Raw genomic sequence first — 20,000 nt, 5'->3', positions numbered from 1 at the left:
TTCGCAAAAAATTAATTATCCAAACGGCGTTCAATCGCCTCAGACATCGTTTTGTCCGTGAGATGAGCATAGATCTCGGTTGTTTCTGTCGAAGCATGCCCGAGCTGTTCTTTCGTTTTATAAATATCGTTTTGCAGATAATAGTCTGTTGCAAAAGAGTGACGAAGCTTATGTACCGTTAGATAGGGCTTACCAAAGCGTTTTGCATATTTAATAATCATTTCTTGAATGGCTCTTTTGGTCATGCGTTTGCCTTCTTGCCGTCCATTGGGCAAAGCGATAAATAAAGCTTTTTCCCTCTTCGGCGTTTTATAACGGGATTGACGTAGGCTTAAATAAAGAGCTAAATCCTCTTTAGCTTGTTCTCGAAAATAAACAGGGGTTTTGAAGGTTTCATCATTGTTCCCTTTTCGGGTGACATAGATCAGCTTGTTGTTAACATCCAGATCATCTACGTTTAGATTGACTACTTCGGATACACGAAGACCAGAATTCAGAATTAAGCTGGCAATACAAGCATCGCGTTCACGATTTAATTGAAAGGAGTAATAGGCCTGCTTGTTTCCTTCAACATCTCGTCCATATCCTTCGAAAATGTACCCCACAAATTCCAGCAGTTCCTCATCCTCTAGAATCTTGCCCTTTAATTTAGCAGCAGTATCCTTAGGTTTATGCGTTCGTTTAACTTCAACCTTAGCCATAATGTTTCGCTTAAGCAATGGATAGAAGTTCTCATCCTCAGCGATTTGACTTAAATAATGAAATAAAGAGCGTAATGCGGAAAGCTTACGTGACACGGTTACACGTGTATTGGTTCCCTCAGCTCTGGTAGTGAGGTGTAGGCGGTATCCAACAATACTATCCATATGCAGGGTCTCTAATTCCAGCAGTGTGATCTCTGTGTTGGAGCTGGCCTGTGAGAGACCCTCAGCACGCAGCCATCCGAAAAAGGACTCATAGTCCCGAATATATTCCAATAGGGTGGAAGGGGATAGATCAGGACGCTTATAGTCAATAAACTGCTGAACGAACCAAGGCATGAGAGGTAGCTTTAGATCCAGTTTTTTACGGTCATCGTTCTTTTGAACGCTCATGTGATTCACCTTTTCCATAGTCTGCATATTATTTCTTCTTTCTATCTTACCATGTTTTGTCCAAATATAAGAAAGTATAAGTTTCACACCATACTTTATGCCTTATATTTCTCGCAGAAACGGAAACCGTCCCAATAAGGACGGTAAAGCCGGTTCTTCTTGTCCCATGGCTTTGTTCAAAGCTAATTACAAGTGATGAACTTGCTCCTGAAGTAACTAAGTTATATGATGTGTAGTAAACATAAATGGCAGAGGTGCACGAAATGGAACTTGGAATGGAGCTGGTTCCCAAAGAGCGGAAACAGACGATAAGCAAACTAATGCAGTACTATTTATATGATTTCACCCGTTATCTGGAGCTTGATGTAGATCAAGATGGAGTATATCCAGCTTATCCGGGATTAGAATCATTTTGGAGTAGTGGCAACAATAAATTTGCGTATTTGTTCAAAGTAGACGGGAATATTGCCGGATTTGCTTTGGTAGAACGGTTGTTGTATGATCCCGAAGGGCAATTTTACATGACTGAGTTTTTTGTGATGCAAAAATATCGCCGGAGCGGTGTGGGGACCTGGGCCGCGCATAAATTGTTTGATATGTACCCAGGCGACTGGAAGGTGTCACAGGTACGCGCGAATACGCCTGCCCGTAATTTCTGGCATAGAGTGATTGGAGAGTACACAAATGGAGAATTTAAAGAGCGTTTTAATCCGCCTCAAGGAAATCCGAGTCAATACTTCAATACATTAACTAATAATAAGGTTAATAATTATAAAGGTAACAGCGATGATGTAGTCATGAAAAATTAATGGTTATCTCACGATAATTAAGATAAACGCGAAAAAGTTTACATAATAATTATTATGTAAACAAAAAACGAATAACCTAACAGCCTTAACAGGAATGTTGGGTTATTTTTGTTCATTTCACCCAAGCACAGAGTGGGATTTAGCATATCTTATGGTGTACTCAATTACAAAGGAGGAGTTAAAATGGGCGAATTCGCAGGAGGATATGGTGGATTTACTTCCACAGGAGCGATTCTGGTTCTGTTTATCCTGTTGGTTATCATCACTAAAACTCTTTGTCTGTAATCCTTTAACATCATGAAGTTTGGTTCCGCCAGTCTATAAGGACTGGCGGATTTTTCATGTTTGGATATGACAATAAGGGTTGGGTGGTTTGCCTGTGACTTACTATATAGAAAAGAACGTTATAAATTATATATATTTAACAGTGTTCAATGACTAAACGATGTTCAAATTATAAGGAGACGTCATGATGACTAAAGAACAACGGCAAATGCGTGAGCGTGAGGAAATGAAGAAAAGAATTTTAGAGGCTGCGGCCTTGTTGATTGCAGAGGAGGGGATTGAAAAGCTTTCTATTCGCAAAATTGCAGAGAAAATCGAGTATTCTCCGGGTATTATTTATCATTACTTTCAGGGTAAAGATGAAATTGTGGTGAGATATTTGCAACAAAAATATACAGATATGGTTGCCGGGCTTCAGTCCGTACAGCGGAAGGTGGAGCATGAACTGCCACCAGAGACGCTTTTGAGACAATCGCTTGAGCAATGGATCAGGATGACCCTTTCCACAAGTGTTGAGTACCGTAATGTTATGCTAAATGATACACCGGCTGTTCTTAGTTACACAGCAGTTCTATTCAAGGGAGCTGGTCAGGAGCGTAAAGCGATAGGTATGCTCTGTCAATGTCTATCTAGGTTCGAATCGAAAGCACAACATATGGAATCTTCGATAGAGCTCACTGCTCAAGTGATGTGGAGTGCTGCGTTCGGATTAATTATGCGTTTGATTGTGGAAAAGGATTTGCCAGAAGATCAGGTTGAAGCACTGATATCTTGTTATTTGGATTCTATGGTTTCAATAGCAACCAGGGAGATACGTGAGCCTTTAACATAGTAGGATGATCAGAGGGTGGAGGGAAGAATCAGAATGAAGACGATTATTATTTATACTTCTAAATATGGATGTACGGAGAAAGCTGCCTATTTATTGAAAAATCAATTGGATGATGAGACTGAAGTAGTTAATTTAATGCATGCTAAAGAGCCTACATTAGAACGGTACGATACTGTCATCTTAGGTGGGTCTATTTATTTTGGGAAAATACAAAAACAAATGACGGAGTTTGCTTCAAAATATCAAAATGAACTAGCTAATAAGCGCGTTGGATTGTTTATTTGTGCAGGAGCGAAGGGGGAGCAAGCCATACAAGAATTGAAATCTTCATTTCCAGAGAAGCTGTATAACCAATCAATTACAAAAGAAGTGTTCGGTGATGAGATTTACGAAGAGAAGATGACTGCATTAGATCGAGTGGTTCTGCGAGTGGTAAAAGGGAAGAATAAGAGTGTAAATGGATTATCCAAAGAGACGATAGAACGTTTCGCACTTGCGCTAAAGAAGCGGTGAACGAGTGTGGAAAAGCGTTTACTGAAATTAGTTAACATAATAATGATTATGTTAACTAATTATTGTTTCAGATACCAATTATCATTAGTTAGGAGATGGGGGGCTTATAAAAAGTATTGATTTTTGATTTTATCACTATTATTTTCCGCTAATTCATCATATGAAAAATTCACAATAGAAAAGTCAAAATCCACTACTGTCTCACCCTATACACTACACATCAATAAACAATTCACCTCACCTCACCCTACAAACAAAACCCCTGAAAAAGGATATAACATCCCTTGATCCATTTATACAAGCTTTTTTTCAATGCAAATAGCTAGTTCTAAAGCTTGTATCGCATTGTCTAACTCAATTATTGATGAACTACCCTCCACTAGACATTGGAGTGCATACTCCAAACTTTTTTCATAGGGATTAGCTGGTTCTAACAAAAGATCTTGTTTACCTACAGCGGTATATTCAATTAATGAGCTTTCAACAGCTCCATTCATGTTGTCACTCTCTTGATAGACAAGCTTGCCTTGTTCAAAATAAGCCTCATAGCCTACGGTAAAAGGATACGAAGCCGGCATTTGTGAAGAAACAACGATCTCTGCGGATACAGGAGGTTGTTGAAAAATTGCACGGACTAAGGCTTGATTACTATTACCACCATCGGATCCCCAAACCGAGTGCAGCTCCATAGATCCCAGCATCCAGATCACAAAATCCAATTCGTGAATCATCAGATTTGTAGCGATAGCGTGTAGACCGAGGTCACCCCACAAAGGAGGCGTTTCTCTTTTTAAGGTAAGAGATAAGAGTTTTCCGTATTTCTCATTATGAGTCGCTTCGTAAAGATATTTGTACGCAGGATCGAATTTAATAAACTGGTTGACGAGAATTCGCGAATCATACAGTTGTTCAGCTTCCTTCATCGCAAGAGCATCTTCTAAGTTGTAGCAAACCGGTGTCTCACAGAATACATGTTTTCCATGCTTAAGCGCATCGACTGCATACTGCCTATGTAAAAAAGAGGGCAAACAGATATCAATCACATTTATGGTGGAATCAAGCATAATATCGTCAATATTAGTAGTTATCTCAACGCCTAAAGCTTGTTTTAGCTCCTGCAGCTTAGCTTCGTTCCGACCAAAGATAATTACTTTGTCTACTCGATCCATTGTCGTCCATAACTGCGCATGATAAGCTCCGAATCCAGTTCCCAATACGCCTATATTCATGTGTATCAGCTCCTTTAATGTAATGAACTAATCATAACCTTCTATTGTTGACAACAGCTTGGCAAGAATTATGATGTATACTATAAAAAAAGAAAAACTTGGAGGCTCCCCATGCGCTTGCATCGTTTGATTGCAATTTTATTATTAGTGGAATCAAGAGGGAAGATGAAGGCCAATGACTTAGCTGAAGCCTTGGAAACCTCCGTACGTTCTATCTATAGAGACATTGATGTATTAGCTGAAGCAGGAATACCACTGTTATCCACGCCGGGACCGAATGGTGGCATCTCCTTGATGGAGGGGGATACTGTTAACCTAAATCAGCTTCATGGGGAAGATGTAATCAATCTATTTTTAACAGGAATGGGGATTCATACTGGCGGACATACAGATTCCGGATTAAAGCTAAAGACAACCCTCTTGAAATTAGAAAAATCATTACCCGCTTCCTATCAAAATGATATCCAGAAGGCACAAAGACGTTTTTATTTTGATGATACGCCTTGGTGGACAGAACGCTTAGAGATTCCATGTCTGGAATCAATTCGAACTGCTGTTTGGAGATCTCAGAAACTACAGATTGAGTACCACAAGATTAACGGAGTCATTTCGAGCAGGAAATTACAGCCCTATGGTCTAGTTGTGAAAAAAGAAGAGTGGTATCTTATAGCCTACTGTGAAGAAATCGAACAAATCCGCACGTTTAAATGTGAGCGAATCGCCTCTACACAGCTTATAGATGAAGAGTATGCTATCCCTCAGGACTTTTCATTAGAAAGGCACTGGAAGCAGCAGGAGAGGGGATTCAAGCAAGCTTGTAAAGAGGAAGAGATCTACCCAGTATTGATTAGAACGGATAAGAGGAGAGAGGCCTCGCTACACGGGGTGGAGATCATGAATAGAGTAGAGGAAGGAGATCAAATAACCCTTACTGTTAATATGTATAGTTATGATAGTGCATGTACGAATATTTGGGGGATACTTGGACAAGGCGAGATTGTGGAACCTTTGAAACTGAGACAATATGTGAAAGAACAGGTGAATTTGCTACAGGAGGTTTACAATTAGCATGATTTTTTTGTGAAAAAGGGACCGTTTCGATTGCATGTTCTGCAATGAAACGGTCCCGCTCATTTGTGAATAGGCTTTATTTATTCAATTGGTTTACATAATAATTAATATGTTAACTAATTTGGGATTGCCCCATAATAACCTCTAGATTTAATAAATTAGACTTTTATGTGCTAGCGTCTACGCCTAGAGATAACTTCTCTCTAGCAGTAAGCCTCTTGTGCGCTACGATTAGAAAAGGAAGACCTATAGCCGTGGTTAAAGCGAGTGGCAGGAAGATCGTAAGGCCATTCTGAGCTCCATAATGATCCAGCAGCACTCCGCCGAAGATAGGCGCGATTACACTCCCCAAATTGTTAAAGCCAATCGTTCCAAAGTACGTACCCTTCATTTCTGGCTTCGCGATCCGATCAATTAACATATCCATCATCGTAAAGAGCAGTACTTCCCCTATTGTAAACAGGATCACACTGAACATAAGAAGGGCTACACCTTCAGCTAAACCTACTAAGAGAAGACTAATAGCAACGCAGATATTTCCGAGAATCAATGGAACAATCGGTGAGAATTTGCTTGCAGTACGTACGATAGGATACTGTACCACGAGCACTGTAATGGCATTGAGTGACAACATATAGGAGAATAATTGCCCACCATTTGTGAAATGGTTGTTCATTGCTAAATATTGCGCCATAGTTGAACCAAAATGTCCGTATCCAAGTACACAAAAAATTGTACCAAGTAGAACTGGCAAGAATACACGGTCTCTACCGGTTGTTGCCAAGGCTTCAAGTAAACGTGGTGGTTCAGCTTGCGTATGATTCTGCATGGTTGAACGATGCAATTTAAATTGGACGAATAATACAAGTCCATATGCAACATATACAACACCAGCGATCATAAAAGGAAACGTTGATTCGGCAGAACCGAGCTGTACTCCAATAATCGGACCAAAGACAACACCAAGGTTAATCGCAGCGTATCTAAGATTGAATACAAGCAGCTTACTTTCAGCAGGGGTAATGTCGGATAAAAGTGCCCGTGATGTGGGCTCAAACACGGATCTGCATAAACCGTTCAGGGTGTTGACCAGGAAGAACACCCACAGATGTTGTGCAACAGAGAATCCGAAGAATACTGCCGCCCAGCCAAATACGGAGATTAACATGACAATTTTGCGGCCTACAATATCCGAGATATATCCTCCGTAGAAGCTGGCCATTACGCCCGCCAGAGAGCTGACGGCTACCGTAATCCCCGTTTGTGTGGGGGTGGCTCCAAGGACTTGGGTTAAATAGATGGATAAGAACGGAATGCTCATTGAAGTTACCAAACGTCCGAACATCGTACCGACGATGATAGTCCAAGCTAGTGGGTGAATATGCCTAAGATGCTGGTTCATAATTGAAAAGGTCTCCTAATCTGATAGCTATAATTTAGTACTGCATATTCATTAACGATATATGTATAATTATAATGATAAAAGGGGGAAGTAAAAGTGTAAGAATTACTTACAGTGTTTCACCTTTAAAGGAGTGAACGATCGTGGACCATATTAGTAATCATTTTTTATGTTTAGCAATAGCCATCCCATCCTCAATAGATATAGGGGGAGCTAATCCTGTGACAATAGATAGACTAGCTTCGATTCTATGCTGCACTCCGCGTAACGTAAAGTTTATTCTGCGAAAACTTGAAGAGCAGGGTTTTATACACTGGCAGCCTGGAAGAGGACGTGGAAATATCTCGCAGCTAACTTTTCTTCGAACGATTGAAGAGGTGCTTGAGGACAACTTTCAGGAACTGATTAATAAAGGGAAGATTAAGGAAGCTATAGAGTTATTAAGTCGTGGTCAGGTTAGCGACACATTAAAGGAACGGTTATTAATGGTGTTAAATAAGCAGATGGGCTTCCGTAGTGAAACGGAGTCGACATCAGGATTGGATGTCTTGCGAATTACACGAAACCGGCATATGGAAGTGCTGGATCCAGCTTATGTATATACCGCGTTTGAATCCTATTTACTCGGACAAATATATAGCACATTAGTTACCTATGATGCAGGAAGTGATACTTTTCTCCCTGGTCTGGCTCATATGTGGGAAGCCAATGAAGATTGTACAAGTTATATTTTTTATCTCCGTAAAGGTGTGCGATTCCATCACGGCAGGATAATGACCTCCAAAGACGTAAAAGAGACATTTCAACGCCTTATAGATTTGAACAGTCCAGCATTGAGCCTATACAAAGATATAGAACGAGTAGAGCCCGAAGGAGATCACAGGATCAGGTTTGAGTTATCTCGTCCCAATCTCTTTTTTCTACACATTTTCAGCTGTATTCATATGTCGATTCTTCCTCATGACGTAGATCTTGTAAATGAAGTGTGTGGAACAGGGCCCTATCGTTTACTAGATCTTAATGAAGATGTGCTAGTCCTCGCGGCATTTGACTATTATTACGGTATACGCCCGCTACTAGATCGTGTGGAAATCTGGTATTTACCAGAACAAGCTTCAAATGAACGATTGTATGAACTTCCTGAATCTGCTCAGGAAGGTTTATTACCTAATATCATCTGTAACCACAGTATTGACTACCCTGCCTTGGGATGCCGATATCTCTTGTTCAATTTCCATAAAGACGGAATTCATCAACAGCAACTATTCCGGCAGGCTATACGAATCCTTTACAGCCGAGAAGCCTTAATTAAGGAGTTAGGAGGGAACCGTAGTACCCCTGCTGATAGCTTTTTACCTTGGGAGAGCAGTAAGAGAAGTATTATTGAGCCTACTCTGGAACATGCGAGAGAGCTTCTAGTGGCAAGTGGCTACCAGGGGGAGACCTTAAGATTAGCTACAAAAGATAAAAAAGAAGAGCGAGAAGAAGCCCTGTGGCTTCAAGCACGAGCTGCTTCAGTAGGACTGCATATTGAGCTGTATTTATTCAACGAGTTTAACTCAGCAGATATAAAGAACACCTCCGAAATCCTCCTTGCTGAAGAGGTTCTTGAAGATGATTGGCAGTGGGGAATGGTTAACTACTTTAATAATAAACTTAATTATCTTTTTTCTCTGCTGAGAGATGAACAGATCTTGTTATTCTCAGATGTACTTACCGATTTCACGCAATCCCCAAAGGAAGAAAGAATAAAGTTGCTGGATCAGGCAGAAGGTGTGCTTAGGGACAACTATTGGGTGTTATATGGTTGTCATATGAATAAAAAAGCGCAGCTAAATCAAAGCTTGTTTGGACTTCACACCAGTTCATTCGGATTTCTGGATATCTCAAAACTGTGGATCAAAACTACTAGTCTTTAAGGAGAGTTACCTAAATATGCTTGTACAGGAATGTTTTCTTTTGCTATACTTTCCAGGGAGGCTGTATCGATAAATCATCGAATGGTGCTCTAATAGGTTTTAATAAATGAATAGTAATTAACTTGTAGCCATGGAGGTGAACTCGTTGGATTTTGCTCAGATCCGTAAGGACCGAGACAAAAGAACGGTCGATACTTGACTCTTTTTTTGCCTTTCGGACCTGTTTAGCAGATAGCTAAAAGGTCTTTTTGTTTGTTTAAATTAAGGGAAAAGAAGGGGAGATTATTATGCGTTTTCTTATCGTGGGTGCAGGAGCTATAGGTGGATATTTCGGGGGTCGTCTAGTTCAAAAAGGAGAAGATGTTACTTTTCTCGTCCGAAATGCCAAACAGATTCAGTTAGAAGCGGACGGTTTGATTGTAAAAAGTGTTCATGGGGATTTTCAGACTTCTGTACGAACGATTTCTAATAGGGAAGCAGTAGAGCCCTTCGACTGCATTATTATAGCGGTCAAGGCATACCATTTGCCTCAGGTGATGAATGACATTGAACCCTACGTTGGTGAACATACACTGATCCTCCCGCTCCTCAATGGTTACGATCAATTTAGCATTTTGCAGAAGCGTTTTGGCCCAGAACATGTACTGGGTGGTCTTTGTTATATAGAAACAACTCTAGATTCAGCAGGTACTATCGTTCAAAGCAGTTCGTTCCATAGTATTGTGTTGGGTGAATGGGCAGGTGGTGAGTCAGAACGAACACAGTTGCTTCTGAGTCATTTGGATCATGCTGGATTCACAGTGACATTAAGTTCTGACATTCAGCGCGAAGTGTGGCAGAAATATATATTTGTAGCTAGTCTAAGTGGGATTACCACTTTAATGGACAGCTCTGTTGGGCCTAATTTTGCTTCCCCAAAAGCACGTGCAATCTATGAGCAGCTTCTTCAAGAGATTGTTAGCTTGGCTCAAAATGCTGGAATGCCTGTGGGACCGGAAAATATAGCTTCCACGATGCAAAAGATGCTTTCTGTGTTACCTGAATTTACTTCATCCATGCATCGGGATATGCATAAGCAACTACCTGTAGAAGCGGACCATCTGCATGGGGCACTTCTGGCTATGGCTGTTCCGGGTCAAGGCGCGTATCCGGTTCTCGAAACCGTGTATGCCCGTTTGAAAGTATACGAAAGCGTTAATGATATGAAATGATCTACTTTAAATCACAATAAGGAGCTGGACAATTATGAAGGAAACGAATCAAAAGATCATGACTTTTCTAATGTTCGAAGGTAAGGCAGAAGAAGCTATGAATTTCTATACGTCCTTGTTTGATGATTCCGAAGTTATTAGCATTAAGCGATATGGAGCGAATGAAGCAGGACCTGAAGGGAGTGTAATGCAAGCTTCCTTTTCTATGCATGGACAAGTATTTATGTGTATAGATAGTTATGTTCAGCACGGGTTTACCTTTACTCCAGCGATATCCTTATATGTAAATTGTGAGAGTGAAGCTGAAATTGATCGGGTCTACGAATCATTAGCGCAAGGTGGACAGGTCCTAATGCCTCTTGGAAGCTATCCGTTTAGTCCGAAATTTGGCTGGGTAGCGGATAGATTTGGCGTGACTTGGCAATTAAATTTTTCGGGGAATGCATAACGATTGAAGTGTTGCGCGGTCAAATCTTTTAGGGTTTGACCCGACATACTTTCCAAGTGAAAAAGTAGGTTTTCTACGATTAAAGTTGATAGCCCACTCTCCATTTTTAATCCGCAAAAAGGTCAAAAGAGCAGCAATTCTCCCGTCACTGGAGAATTACTGCTCTTTGTTTATGGTCATAGCAAGTGAAAGTCAACCGACCTCAAGCGTCACTTTTTCCATGCTGTCAAAAGAAAATAAAGTATTAGACTCCAAAAATAAAATTGTAGACTGGCATGGCGATTAGCAAACGGCTGAGCAGCGAGGCTGTAGCTCGAGCTCCTGATTCTTTTGGATGCATTGGGGTGGACAGCCGGGTGAGATTATATTCTCAAACAGAACAGTAGCAAGGATACGCTCGTCCGACTAGTTGAGGTCTTAAAAGAGTAACCGGCTACATCACAAAGAAGGTTGGGCGAGCTAATCGGTGTATCCCAGGGACGAGTGAGTCAGTTAATTCAAAAATTGAAAGAGTCAGCCCGCGGATTTGGCGAGTAGTTGGTACTGCTATGGGAATGAAGTAGGCGCTTCTGGACTACTGCCGGGAGCGCCTTTTTTCGTGTTTTGATGATAATACACAGAAGAAGAGTTATATGCTTTTAGAAAGGGCTGGGTTAATCAGTAGCTTGGAAGAAGGGAGAATTGGAAAGGAATCATTGGGCTTTGTGATATAATATGGTAAAATATTCAACTCTACAGAGACTATCCCACATGTAGCGTCATCTTTCAGAGAGATTATCTCTCAAATAACCGTTGTTTGCGGAATACCTGGATTTGAAGAAATCCCAAGAGGAGGAAAACAGAAATGAAGAAGAAGGTTGTTACGACTTTATGCGGTACCATGATACTTTTAGTGGGCATGGGCACAGGTGCTTTCGCGAGTACACAGCTCCAAGAAATTAAAGCGTTGTTAAACGGAGATTTAAAAATCAGAGTGAACGGGGAGATTACCCCTCTCAAAGATGGCAATGGCAAAGCGGTACTTCCAATTACTTATAAAGGAACTACGTATCTTCCGGTACGATCTGTTTCTGAGCTTCTGGATGTTCCGGTGAATTATGACGGGACAGCCAAAGAGGTGATTATTGGCGAACAGCAGGCAGGCGTTCCCGTGAAGCAGGAGGATTTTAACACGAGTCTGTATACCAAGGACCCTGCACTGACCAAATACGGCGGCAAAAATTATAAGGAAGTTCTGTACAGCGCACCTAATTCAAATATTAAATATACCGCGCTCAGCCCTAACGGCAAATATCAGAAGCTTGTTCTACAATTCGCTTCAGTCGGCAAGGAAGTGGAATCTCTTGAAATTAGGGATAATGAAAAGAATGTGCTCCTTAAAAAAGTAGAGATGATTTCACCTAATAGTGATCTCCTGACGATTGAGGTAGATATTTCTGGAGTAAAGACCATCGCAATAAATGTGACACAAGCTGTTGACGGCGGGTTCATTATTCCGCTAGATACTTCAATATACAAGTAAGATTAAGCAGCGAAGCCCACAATGCCCGAATAGGCGTAGTGGGCTTATTTTCACGTGAGGTTACATTGGATTTTTTCTCGTTCTTTTGCTATAAAGAGATTTAAATCCATCTTTCGTTATATGTGGACATGCTTAGAGGGTATGTGTCGACTCGAAAAATAAAGTTGTAGACTGGCATGGCGATTAGCAAACGGCTGAGCAGCGCGCCTGCAACTCGTGCTCATGGTTCTTTCGGATGCAACGGGACGGGCCGCGATCGGTATGCCGACGACAAGAATGTGTTCGCCGGTAGCCATTTAAAGGGACGTTACTCAGTCTACTAATTTATTTTCTTCGAACACATGCCGCGAAGCAGAAATCGCCGGAAGCTCCGATTGTTCTTTAGTTGTCCAAACATACTCTCTAGTTCTATCATTCGACGTACGGACAAAGCATAGTCTTCCTCGCTTCGCAGGATTTCCTGAGCTTGGTATACTGAATGTTCAAAAGAAACCTCTTCTTTGAAATAGTTGTGTGGTAACTCCATTTTACCAAAAGAGAGTTTTTTTTTGCGTTTTTTTAAATATTGTAGTCCATTTCCCGCCTACACAGCGGAGAGAACGGACTGATTGTGGAAAAGCGATAGCGGTCGCCTTTGTTTCCGGATTTTATCCGCTAAGGAAAATTGAAAAAAATCTGGACACAACAGCGATTGGAACAATGGACCGTTCGCGGAGCGTCCTTATGGAGCGCAACCGTCTATCCGACTCCAAAAACAAGGGAAAGGATTTAATTACATTGCTGAACTATAGTTGTGCCCTCATTAGTAATCGTGACAGTTGAATAACCAGATAGATACTCTGTATAACCGCATACCGTTTCTTGGGTGGATTGTCCCTTTGCGTCAGTATATTTAAGGTATATAGAACCTTCACCACTTAAGCTCAGTGTAGGTTTGAACTTTTTTGTTTCACCTTTCTTGATGGGATCTGTAAATAATTCCTTGGAATCCATATGGATTAAACCTATTTCAATAGAGCTAATTTCATCATCCGACTGATTATCTACAGTGAGTAAGAAATTCTTAAATGGAGTTAGGATATTTGATATCGTACCGATCCCTAAAGCTATTACAATACCCATTGAAAATATAGAAATGCCTATAAAAAATCGTCTCTTCATCATTTAGTCCCCCTATGTAAGTAAGACAGGGTTCACTCGATAAATGTTACGGTATATAAGAATTAATTATAACTATTAATTAACAGGTGAAATTGGAAGAGGTATGCTAACCTTGATGTATAAATATAAATTCATTTGAAAAGGGGGTTTGTTTTGACAAAATCTACGATTCTTTCATCAGAAGGAATAACGATTCGTCATTTTGAACAAGGGGACATGTCATTACTGGGTGAGTTATATAGCTCGGTTACTTCGCGGGGAAATGCTGTTTTTTGGTGGGTTGGTGATGAGGAAAACTGGGAGAATGTGTACTGCGCCTTTGAAAATGGAAAAATGGTTGCCAAAGGTCAAGTAGAGATCATAAATATTGTGCCACCTGGGCGTTCAAAGGAAAGCAGACATTCGATCTATTTGAATTTGAAAACAATACCTGAAAGAGAAGAAGATTATGATCTATTGGATAGTTTATATCAAACGCTCCTTTTGAGAGCACTTGAATTGAAGGAAACTTTATCAACAGCGTACAAAACGACGCTCTGTGTTGGGAATAACGCATCTGAGATCGCAAATACGCAATTTTTTGAAAAAGAAAAGGGCTTCTGTCAATTCAATAGCTTATTTAAAATGAATCATACTCTTGATCATTCCTACACCGCACCTGAACTGAAAAAGGAATTTGAATTTGCAACTTGGATGATGGAGACGCCACAAGAAGAAGATCTTTATTTAGAATTGGAAGCAGAGGTTTGGCCAGAAACCCCACTCGGGAAAGAGCGGCTATCTCAGTTTAAGCAAAATCCGCTTTGGAACTCTATGGTTGTTCGAGAAGGGGAGAGGGTTGTAGGTAGCTTGATGGTATGGCAGGAAGAGAATAGTGGGTATATTGAAAATGTTTTTGTTCTTGAGCCGTGGAGAAGATTTGGAATTGCTAGGTACATGCTTTCTCAAGCGTTAAACTATTTCAGAACACATGGACTTGAAGAAGCTTATTTAATGGTGTTAACAGATAATGATTCTGCATTGCATCTTTATGAATCTGTCGGATTCAGTTTATCGAGTGAGGAAAGACGGTATCGTATAGAACTCCTATAGTTTTTGAAGTGGAGGATTACTAAGCAAAGTGTGATTCAGTTTCATCGAGGTTCGATGACAGGATTGCACTTTTTTAGTAATCCTTTCGCCATGTAATAAATGGTGACTGGAAATCCTCTGAACAATTTTGTTCAGTTACTGTTAGTTACTTGTTTACCCTCGCATTTCTTACACACGTTAACCTTTTCGCCAGAAAGTCCTTTTCCGATGTACAAAAGCTTAATACGAGTGCTGCCGCAGATCAGACATGTTCCTCTGCTTCGGGATGGCATACGCCAGAGTGCTTTGCCGCGCTTGTTTTTGGACATAAATAGCCCACCTTTGCGATTGATACCCTATCTTATGAGCGAGGGAACCTTAAAGTTCGGAGAATGAAGCTTATAAATTCCTTTGTGATTGCAGACAAAATTAAGGATAAAAAGGGCAAAAAAACGCCCTAAAAAACAGCGCATAACTTAAATTATACGCTGTTTTAGTTTTAAGACGTTTTTTTGAGGAGAGATTGCCACTTGGACGAGCAAAAAGGAGGGATTTTAAGGATTTTTTTATAAATAACGGATGTCGATATCTCTAAATTTACCTGCTGACATTTTCGGCATTCTGAATTGCAATGAGCCTTGTTTATAAGTGCCTCTGCTCTGATCCGGATTGACTGGAATGGGGAGTGGGATGATCTCGTTATGATCTTTTCCGAGACCGCTTAATTTGATTTGTGTTCGGTTGATTTGTGCCCAAATACTTTCGGGGTGAATTCCACTTGGAATACGGATTTTAGTGATCAAATAATTATGTGTGTCCAGATGCTCAAATTGCAGACTTGAGGTTTCGTCCGTCAATGAGGAAGAGGTGGCCGCGGTAGCTTCTCTGATTATTTTTTCAACATAGCCATCGATCTGGCTTGGATCCAGCTTCCATTGCTCTTCAAGTGACTTTAAGGATAACTTTTTCTTAAAAAAGGGATCTTCGTTCATCCAATCTAAAGGGTTTGATTTATTCGGACTCATGAACGCTCAACCTCCTTCATTTTTAATCCATTGTATGGGCGTATGACTTATTCAGTGACATCTGGGCGGATATCTACATAGAATAGGTTATCATTCCGAAGGGAGGAGTGGTTTGGTGGTTTCAATCATCGGCAATATTAAAATTAACAGCGTAGGCCCCAGTTCCACAGTCTTAGTAGGAAATACGGCATCCGTTATCTTGAGCAGTAACTCCAAAATCTATGCCGGTGCCAACTCCTTCTCCATAGGTGACTCCATAGGTACAAACATTACGAATAATGCAGCCAGCAGTACGAACACGATGGATTCAGATGTGGTGGATCAAGTATCGCCTCCTTAAGGATGGGTTTACATGAATATTACGGTGTATCAGTGCATCTCGGTCAATAATCTAAAAATTGGTATAATCTCAAATTCATCGGTTCTTCAGATCGGCACTTCCGGCCGAATTAATGCCTTGTCTCATAGTTATCAGTCTATTGACGTTCCAGACTCTCCTCCTGCTTTATCATCAGCGAAAAGTGATTCACCGCTTGTTTGCTTGCCTACACCAACTGAACTATATACACGCTAGAATTAGGCTCGTATCCCTCGCATACAATAAACCATAGGAGGGGGTTGTATGCATCCGTATTATGTTCAGCAAGTCTTTAACGCATTAAGAATACAAACTGAAAAGATTCGACTTCTAGAAAAACAGCTCCAAGATTTACAGTGTGAAGTAGTCAGCATAAAGAACAATAACATTGCAAGTATAGGTCCTATAAATTATCATTTTGAACAATTGAAAATCGAGAAGCTGGAAGGCACTCTAAATATAGGCATTACACCAAATGAGGGGAATAATCTGGATGAAGCGATGATCAATGGTAAGCCTATTGGGGAGCAAGAGGGAGGGACACCAACTGCATCTGCATTATCGGATAAAATTCGTCCAGAGATTCTGAAGTATGTGCAAGAGGAAGTTCCTTCTCAATTTTCACGCTTAGAAAAAGAGCAGAACTTAAGTATTGATGAGCAGTATATCCAAATGGTAACCCAGGATCTGCTGAATCAGATGGATGGCCGGATTAACGAGTATGTAAGCCAGCTTCCTGCCGCTGAAGAAGGGCGTGGATACACAGAAGAGGAAAGTGCTTCTATTGTTGAACAAATCAAACGAGATATTGTTACGGCGGTAGAACGGCATTTGGAAATAAACATAACTGGAAGGCGGGAGCCGCATGAAAGTAACCGTGATTAACAGAGACATAAATGTAAACGCAGTAAAAGTGGTTTCGATATCAGGTTCTTCAGTATTTTTAGTAGGGGATACACAGACGATTAACTGTTCTTCGGCGTTTGACAGCGTGATAGAATATACTCCGAGTACTTCGGATCAAGTCAAAAAAGGCAGTTAACAATGCACAACTCGCGTATACAAGATGTATACATTAATAATTTGTCTGACAGTTCGATTTTCATATGTGGATCTGTAGAGCGGATTCAGTCTAAATTTGTGGGTAATAAAGAAAATTACCTATATAACATAAAAGAGATTAATGGCAATAATAGAGAGGCTTCACCCTTAGAGATCCCACTCATGGCATGGCCGAAGCAAGTGAATGAAGATGAATTTGAGATTTTGAATGATTCCAAGGAATCAACGATTAACATTGAATATATTAGGATTTTATCGATTGGGTCTGGGACGACCTTCCAGATTGGAAATGGTGGCTCAGTTCATCTGGAGAGTCGAACCAGTGAGTTCAAGCGAGAAATAGCTTCAGAAGATGAGGAGTAATTTAGCATATTTGTTGATACTTATTTTATAAAAATATATTAGTTAACATAATAATTATTATGTTAACTAATATAAGGTACTGTCCTATAAGAAAGTACTTTTCACAAATAAGCGAGCTTCGAGCTACGAAAAGGAGGGCCATCAAAGGTATTCTGCTATAGAAATAGCATTAAACTTATAATTAGAGAAAGCCTGCACATTTGCAGGCTGTCTCTAATTTGGTGAACGAACATATTTATTTAGAAACCTTCGCGAAGCCATGTAGTCGCCAGCTTGATGGCGGCTTTTTTGGCATTGGTTTCAGCTAAAGGATTAAGCATCACGAAATCATGTATGATCCCTTGAAAACGAACTGCCGTGACTGTGACTCCAGCTTCACGTAATTTGGCGGCATAAGCTTCACCTTCATCACGTAGAACATCTGCTTCACCCGTTATGACTAGTGCTTCAGGTAGATCGCGTAACTGATCTACACTAGCTCGAAGCGGGGAGGCTGTGATCTGCTTCCGCTCCTCAGGGTCAGTTGTATATTGATCCCAGAACCATTTCATTCCATCACGCTGCAAGAAGTATCCTTTTGCGAACTCATGATAAGATTCGGTATCAAAGGAGGCATCCGTTACCGGATAGAACAAAAGTTGTTTCCCTATCTTCGGGCCACTGCGCTCTTTAGCCATAAGCGTAATGGCGGCTGCCATATTTCCACCGACACTATCACCGCCTATGGATAGCTTGCTAGCATCAAGTGCATGTTCACTACCCTGTGCAGCGATCCATTTCAGAACAGCATAGATTTCTTCAATTGCTGTAGGATATTTAGCTTCTGGAGAGAGGCTGTAATTTGGAAAAACAATGGCAGCCTCCGCTCCGACAGCTAGCTCACGGATCAAGCGGTCATGGGTATGTGCATTACCAAACACCCAGCCAGCACCATGAATGTAAAGGATCACTGGCAACGACGCGGAAGAGGAGCTAGGAGGCCGGACAATTCTTATGGAAACATTACCATTAGGTCCTCCTGGCACCATAAGATCTTCAATTTCGACTTCAGGTTTATATATCTCACTGGATTGTACAGTATCTACCGTTTCACGGCCTTTTTCTGGTCCAAGATCAGGAAGGAACGGAGGTTTGGAATTATCATCGGCAAATTTCTGCGCTGCTGGCTCAAGAATAATCTTTGGTTGATTTGGCATGATGTATCGTCTCCTTTGTCTGGTCATAGTATAGTTTACCCTCTTCATTCCATAACCATCTAAACGAATGCTGAAACGATATGAGTCTTACAATGCTTTTTGTTGATCCTCACGAATTCCACTTTTTAAATCCCTTATTCCGGCAACCGCTTGTTTATGTTTGATACGGAAGATCAAAATAAACATCAAAGTAATAAGTAACGGATAGCCTATTGCCCATCCTGTAAAAGGAAACACAGCAGCGGTAGCTAGAAAAGAGATCCAGCTAATCGTTACGCCTAATCTACTTCCCTTAAGTAGGCGTATCCCCGCAGCACAACCTCCGATATAAGTCAGGATAAAAGTCGCATTTGGAAACTGGATCAAAGTAGTGATAGATATCAATCCGCTGCTGTACAGTGACATGACCGTTACAAAACAGAGGAGCAGGAAAGCTATCCCACCGATAGGGGTATGATATGGTTTGGATAGTCTTCCCATCCATTGCGGTGCATAGCCCTGACGTGATAACGCATAAGCCACACGCGAGGCAGCACCGGCATAAGCGATAATGGTGGCGGTACAGATGAAGAGACCTGTAAGTCCTGCGATAAATCCTCCCCAGCGTCCAAGGGGCTGGCTGATGATCCAGACAAGTGAAGTGCTCGACCCACCTTTAAGGTAGCTTTGTGTGCCAACCGTTGCTAAAGCGGATAAGAAATATAGAACACCTACAATAATAGCAGCGATGGTCACACCTTTAACTGCAGCACGTTGTGGATCTTTGAACTCCTCAGAGAGATGTGAGACAGCTTCCCAACCAATAAAACACCAAAATAGGATTGCTGCAGCCTGTCCAATGCTCATCCATCCGTGTGGGGCAAAGGGAGTGAAGTGTTCAACCTCCATTCGAGGAAGCGCAGTAGCAAACGAGAAGACGAGAACAGCTACAATCGCAATCACTACAGCAATTTGTACCTTTCCCGCCACTTGCATACCAATCCAGTTTGTAATTAGCCCAATGGCCAACATCACCGCAGCGATAGTAATTCTCGCAGGTTCATCCCAGCCCATTGCGGCTGTCATATAACCAGCTCCGGTCAGCGCAGCGACAGGCGCACCAATCGGAACAGACATTAGAAAAAACCAGCCCACTAAAGATCCGGCTTTAGGTCCGAAAGCAAGGGTAACGAAGTGGGACACGCCTCCTGCGTTAGGAAATTTGGCAGAGAGCAGGCCCATCGATAAGGCCATTGGTAAAATCAACAGCGTCATAAATCCCCATGCCAGCAATGAAGCGGGACCTGCCATTTCTGCAGCCAGTCCGGGAACGATTAAGACTCCCGAGCCCAATACAGCGCCGATATAAAGAGCTATGGCTTGCGGCATGCCGATGTTTCTTCGTAAAGTGGTTGAACTTGAATCTTTCATGATTTTTAATCCTGCTTTC

22 protein-coding genes and 1 pseudogene are annotated in these 20,000 nt (G+C 41.2%); 14 read left to right on the top strand and 9 right to left on the bottom strand.

The window, feature by feature from the left end; all coding sequences use genetic code 11:
- Positions 1-11: 11 nt before the first annotated feature.
- Positions 12-1,094 carry a tyrosine recombinase XerS gene (gene xerS, locus MKX41_RS10065; protein ID WP_339265025.1) on the bottom strand — a complete coding sequence of 361 codons (1,083 nt, stop codon included), beginning with the start codon at positions 1,092-1,094 and terminating at the stop codon, positions 12-14.
- Positions 1,095-1,357: 263 nt separating this feature from the next.
- Here xerS and MKX41_RS10060 point away from each other — a divergent pair, with 263 nt between their 5' ends.
- The 4 genes from MKX41_RS10060 to MKX41_RS10045 all read left to right on the top strand — a co-directional run bounded on the left by MKX41_RS10060 (position 1,358) and on the right by MKX41_RS10045 (position 3,533).
- A complete protein-coding gene (locus MKX41_RS10060) occupies positions 1,358-1,903 on the top strand; it encodes a GNAT family N-acetyltransferase (protein WP_339265023.1) in 546 nt (181 codons plus the stop codon).
- A gap of 183 nt (positions 1,904-2,086) precedes the next feature.
- Positions 2,087-2,188, top strand: a complete 102-nt coding sequence (locus MKX41_RS10055) for a sporulation protein YjcZ (RefSeq protein ID WP_197069683.1) — start codon at positions 2,087-2,089, stop codon at positions 2,186-2,188.
- Between the two features lie 184 nt (positions 2,189-2,372).
- Complete coding sequence (locus tag MKX41_RS10050) at positions 2,373-3,020, top strand: TetR/AcrR family transcriptional regulator (RefSeq protein ID WP_339265021.1); 648 nt, start codon at positions 2,373-2,375, stop codon at positions 3,018-3,020.
- A gap of 33 nt (positions 3,021-3,053) precedes the next feature.
- Complete coding sequence (locus MKX41_RS10045; RefSeq protein WP_339265019.1) at positions 3,054-3,533, top strand: flavodoxin domain-containing protein; 480 nt, start codon at positions 3,054-3,056, stop codon at positions 3,531-3,533.
- A gap of 293 nt (positions 3,534-3,826) precedes the next feature.
- Here MKX41_RS10045 and MKX41_RS10040 read toward each other — a convergent pair whose 3' ends face one another.
- Positions 3,827-4,762: a Gfo/Idh/MocA family protein gene (locus tag MKX41_RS10040; protein WP_340970102.1), complete on the bottom strand. Its 936-nt coding sequence runs from the start codon at positions 4,760-4,762 to the stop codon at positions 3,827-3,829.
- Positions 4,763-4,873: 111 nt separating this feature from the next.
- Here MKX41_RS10040 and MKX41_RS10035 point away from each other — a divergent pair, with 111 nt between their 5' ends.
- Positions 4,874-5,830: a helix-turn-helix transcriptional regulator gene (locus tag MKX41_RS10035; protein ID WP_340970099.1), complete on the top strand. Its 957-nt coding sequence runs from the start codon at positions 4,874-4,876 to the stop codon at positions 5,828-5,830.
- A 169-nt stretch (positions 5,831-5,999) separates the two neighbouring features.
- Here MKX41_RS10035 and MKX41_RS10030 read toward each other — a convergent pair whose 3' ends face one another.
- Positions 6,000-7,235 (bottom strand): MDR family MFS transporter, encoded by a 1,236-nt coding sequence (locus MKX41_RS10030; protein ID WP_340970096.1) that lies wholly within the window; start codon positions 7,233-7,235, stop codon positions 6,000-6,002.
- A 221-nt stretch (positions 7,236-7,456) separates the two neighbouring features.
- Between MKX41_RS10030 and MKX41_RS10025 the strand changes: the two genes are divergently transcribed.
- From MKX41_RS10025 to MKX41_RS10010, 4 genes are all read left to right on the top strand, one after another.
- Positions 7,457-9,154, top strand: coding sequence for an ABC transporter substrate-binding protein (locus tag MKX41_RS10025; protein WP_231573282.1), 1,698 nt, complete (start codon positions 7,457-7,459; stop codon positions 9,152-9,154).
- A gap of 287 nt (positions 9,155-9,441) precedes the next feature.
- Positions 9,442-10,365, top strand: coding sequence for a ketopantoate reductase family protein (locus tag MKX41_RS10020; RefSeq protein ID WP_340970090.1), 924 nt, complete (start codon positions 9,442-9,444; stop codon positions 10,363-10,365).
- A gap of 34 nt (positions 10,366-10,399) precedes the next feature.
- Positions 10,400-10,813, top strand: a complete 414-nt coding sequence (locus MKX41_RS10015; RefSeq protein WP_042188733.1) for a VOC family protein — start codon at positions 10,400-10,402, stop codon at positions 10,811-10,813.
- An 844-nt stretch (positions 10,814-11,657) separates the two neighbouring features.
- Positions 11,658-12,335, top strand: a complete 678-nt coding sequence (locus MKX41_RS10010) for a stalk domain-containing protein (protein ID WP_340970087.1) — start codon at positions 11,658-11,660, stop codon at positions 12,333-12,335.
- 340 nt (positions 12,336-12,675) lie between these two features.
- Here the strand turns inward: MKX41_RS10010 and MKX41_RS10005 are convergent.
- A pseudogene (locus tag MKX41_RS10005) lies at positions 12,676-12,861 on the bottom strand (transposase); the annotation flags it as partial.
- A gap of 242 nt (positions 12,862-13,103) precedes the next feature.
- The gene (locus MKX41_RS10000) at positions 13,104-13,499 is read right to left on the bottom strand and encodes a hypothetical protein (RefSeq protein WP_340970085.1); all 396 of its coding nucleotides are present in this window, start codon (positions 13,497-13,499) and stop codon (positions 13,104-13,106) included.
- Positions 13,500-13,649: 150 nt separating this feature from the next.
- Between MKX41_RS10000 and MKX41_RS09995 the strand changes: the two genes are divergently transcribed.
- Positions 13,650-14,588, top strand: coding sequence for a GNAT family N-acetyltransferase (locus MKX41_RS09995; protein WP_340970083.1), 939 nt, complete (start codon positions 13,650-13,652; stop codon positions 14,586-14,588).
- Between the two features lie 131 nt (positions 14,589-14,719).
- Here the strand turns inward: MKX41_RS09995 and MKX41_RS09990 are convergent, their stop codons facing one another.
- The gene (locus MKX41_RS09990) at positions 14,720-14,896 is read right to left on the bottom strand and encodes a hypothetical protein (protein ID WP_339241515.1); all 177 of its coding nucleotides are present in this window, start codon (positions 14,894-14,896) and stop codon (positions 14,720-14,722) included.
- Positions 14,897-15,133: 237 nt separating this feature from the next.
- On the bottom strand, positions 15,134-15,592 hold the full coding sequence (locus tag MKX41_RS09985) for an Hsp20/alpha crystallin family protein (RefSeq protein ID WP_340970080.1): 459 nt from the start codon (positions 15,590-15,592) through the stop codon (positions 15,134-15,136).
- Positions 15,593-15,707: 115 nt separating this feature from the next.
- On the opposite strand from MKX41_RS09985, the gene MKX41_RS09980 reads away from it, so the two are divergent.
- The 4 genes from MKX41_RS09980 (at position 15,708) to MKX41_RS09965 (ending at position 17,375) form a co-directional block, all read left to right on the top strand.
- Complete coding sequence (locus tag MKX41_RS09980) at positions 15,708-15,932, top strand: spore germination protein (RefSeq protein WP_036687577.1); 225 nt, start codon at positions 15,708-15,710, stop codon at positions 15,930-15,932.
- A 12-nt stretch (positions 15,933-15,944) separates the two neighbouring features.
- The gene (locus tag MKX41_RS09975; RefSeq protein WP_081951137.1) at positions 15,945-16,166 is read left to right on the top strand and encodes a spore germination protein GerPB; all 222 of its coding nucleotides are present in this window, start codon (positions 15,945-15,947) and stop codon (positions 16,164-16,166) included.
- 48 nt (positions 16,167-16,214) lie between these two features.
- The gene (gerPC, locus tag MKX41_RS09970) at positions 16,215-16,835 is read left to right on the top strand and encodes a spore germination protein GerPC (protein WP_042188726.1); all 621 of its coding nucleotides are present in this window, start codon (positions 16,215-16,217) and stop codon (positions 16,833-16,835) included.
- Positions 16,836-16,994: 159 nt separating this feature from the next.
- Complete coding sequence (locus MKX41_RS09965) at positions 16,995-17,375, top strand: hypothetical protein (RefSeq protein WP_340970077.1); 381 nt, start codon at positions 16,995-16,997, stop codon at positions 17,373-17,375.
- Between the two features lie 239 nt (positions 17,376-17,614).
- Here the strand turns inward: MKX41_RS09965 and MKX41_RS09960 are convergent, their stop codons facing one another.
- Both MKX41_RS09960 and MKX41_RS09955 read right to left on the bottom strand, forming a co-directional pair.
- Positions 17,615-18,571, bottom strand: coding sequence for an alpha/beta hydrolase (locus tag MKX41_RS09960; protein WP_340970075.1), 957 nt, complete (start codon positions 18,569-18,571; stop codon positions 17,615-17,617).
- Positions 18,572-18,658: 87 nt separating this feature from the next.
- Positions 18,659-19,981 carry an APC family permease gene (locus MKX41_RS09955; protein ID WP_042188720.1) on the bottom strand — a complete coding sequence of 441 codons (1,323 nt, stop codon included), beginning with the start codon at positions 19,979-19,981 and terminating at the stop codon, positions 18,659-18,661.
- Between the last annotated feature and the right edge of the window lie 19 nt (positions 19,982-20,000).

This window comes from Paenibacillus sp. FSL R5-0475, from assembly GCF_038004585.1.
In the GTDB taxonomy this organism is placed as follows: Bacteria; Bacillota; Bacilli; order Paenibacillales; family Paenibacillaceae; genus Paenibacillus_AQ.
This window is presented reverse-complemented; position numbering and strand designations above follow the sequence as displayed.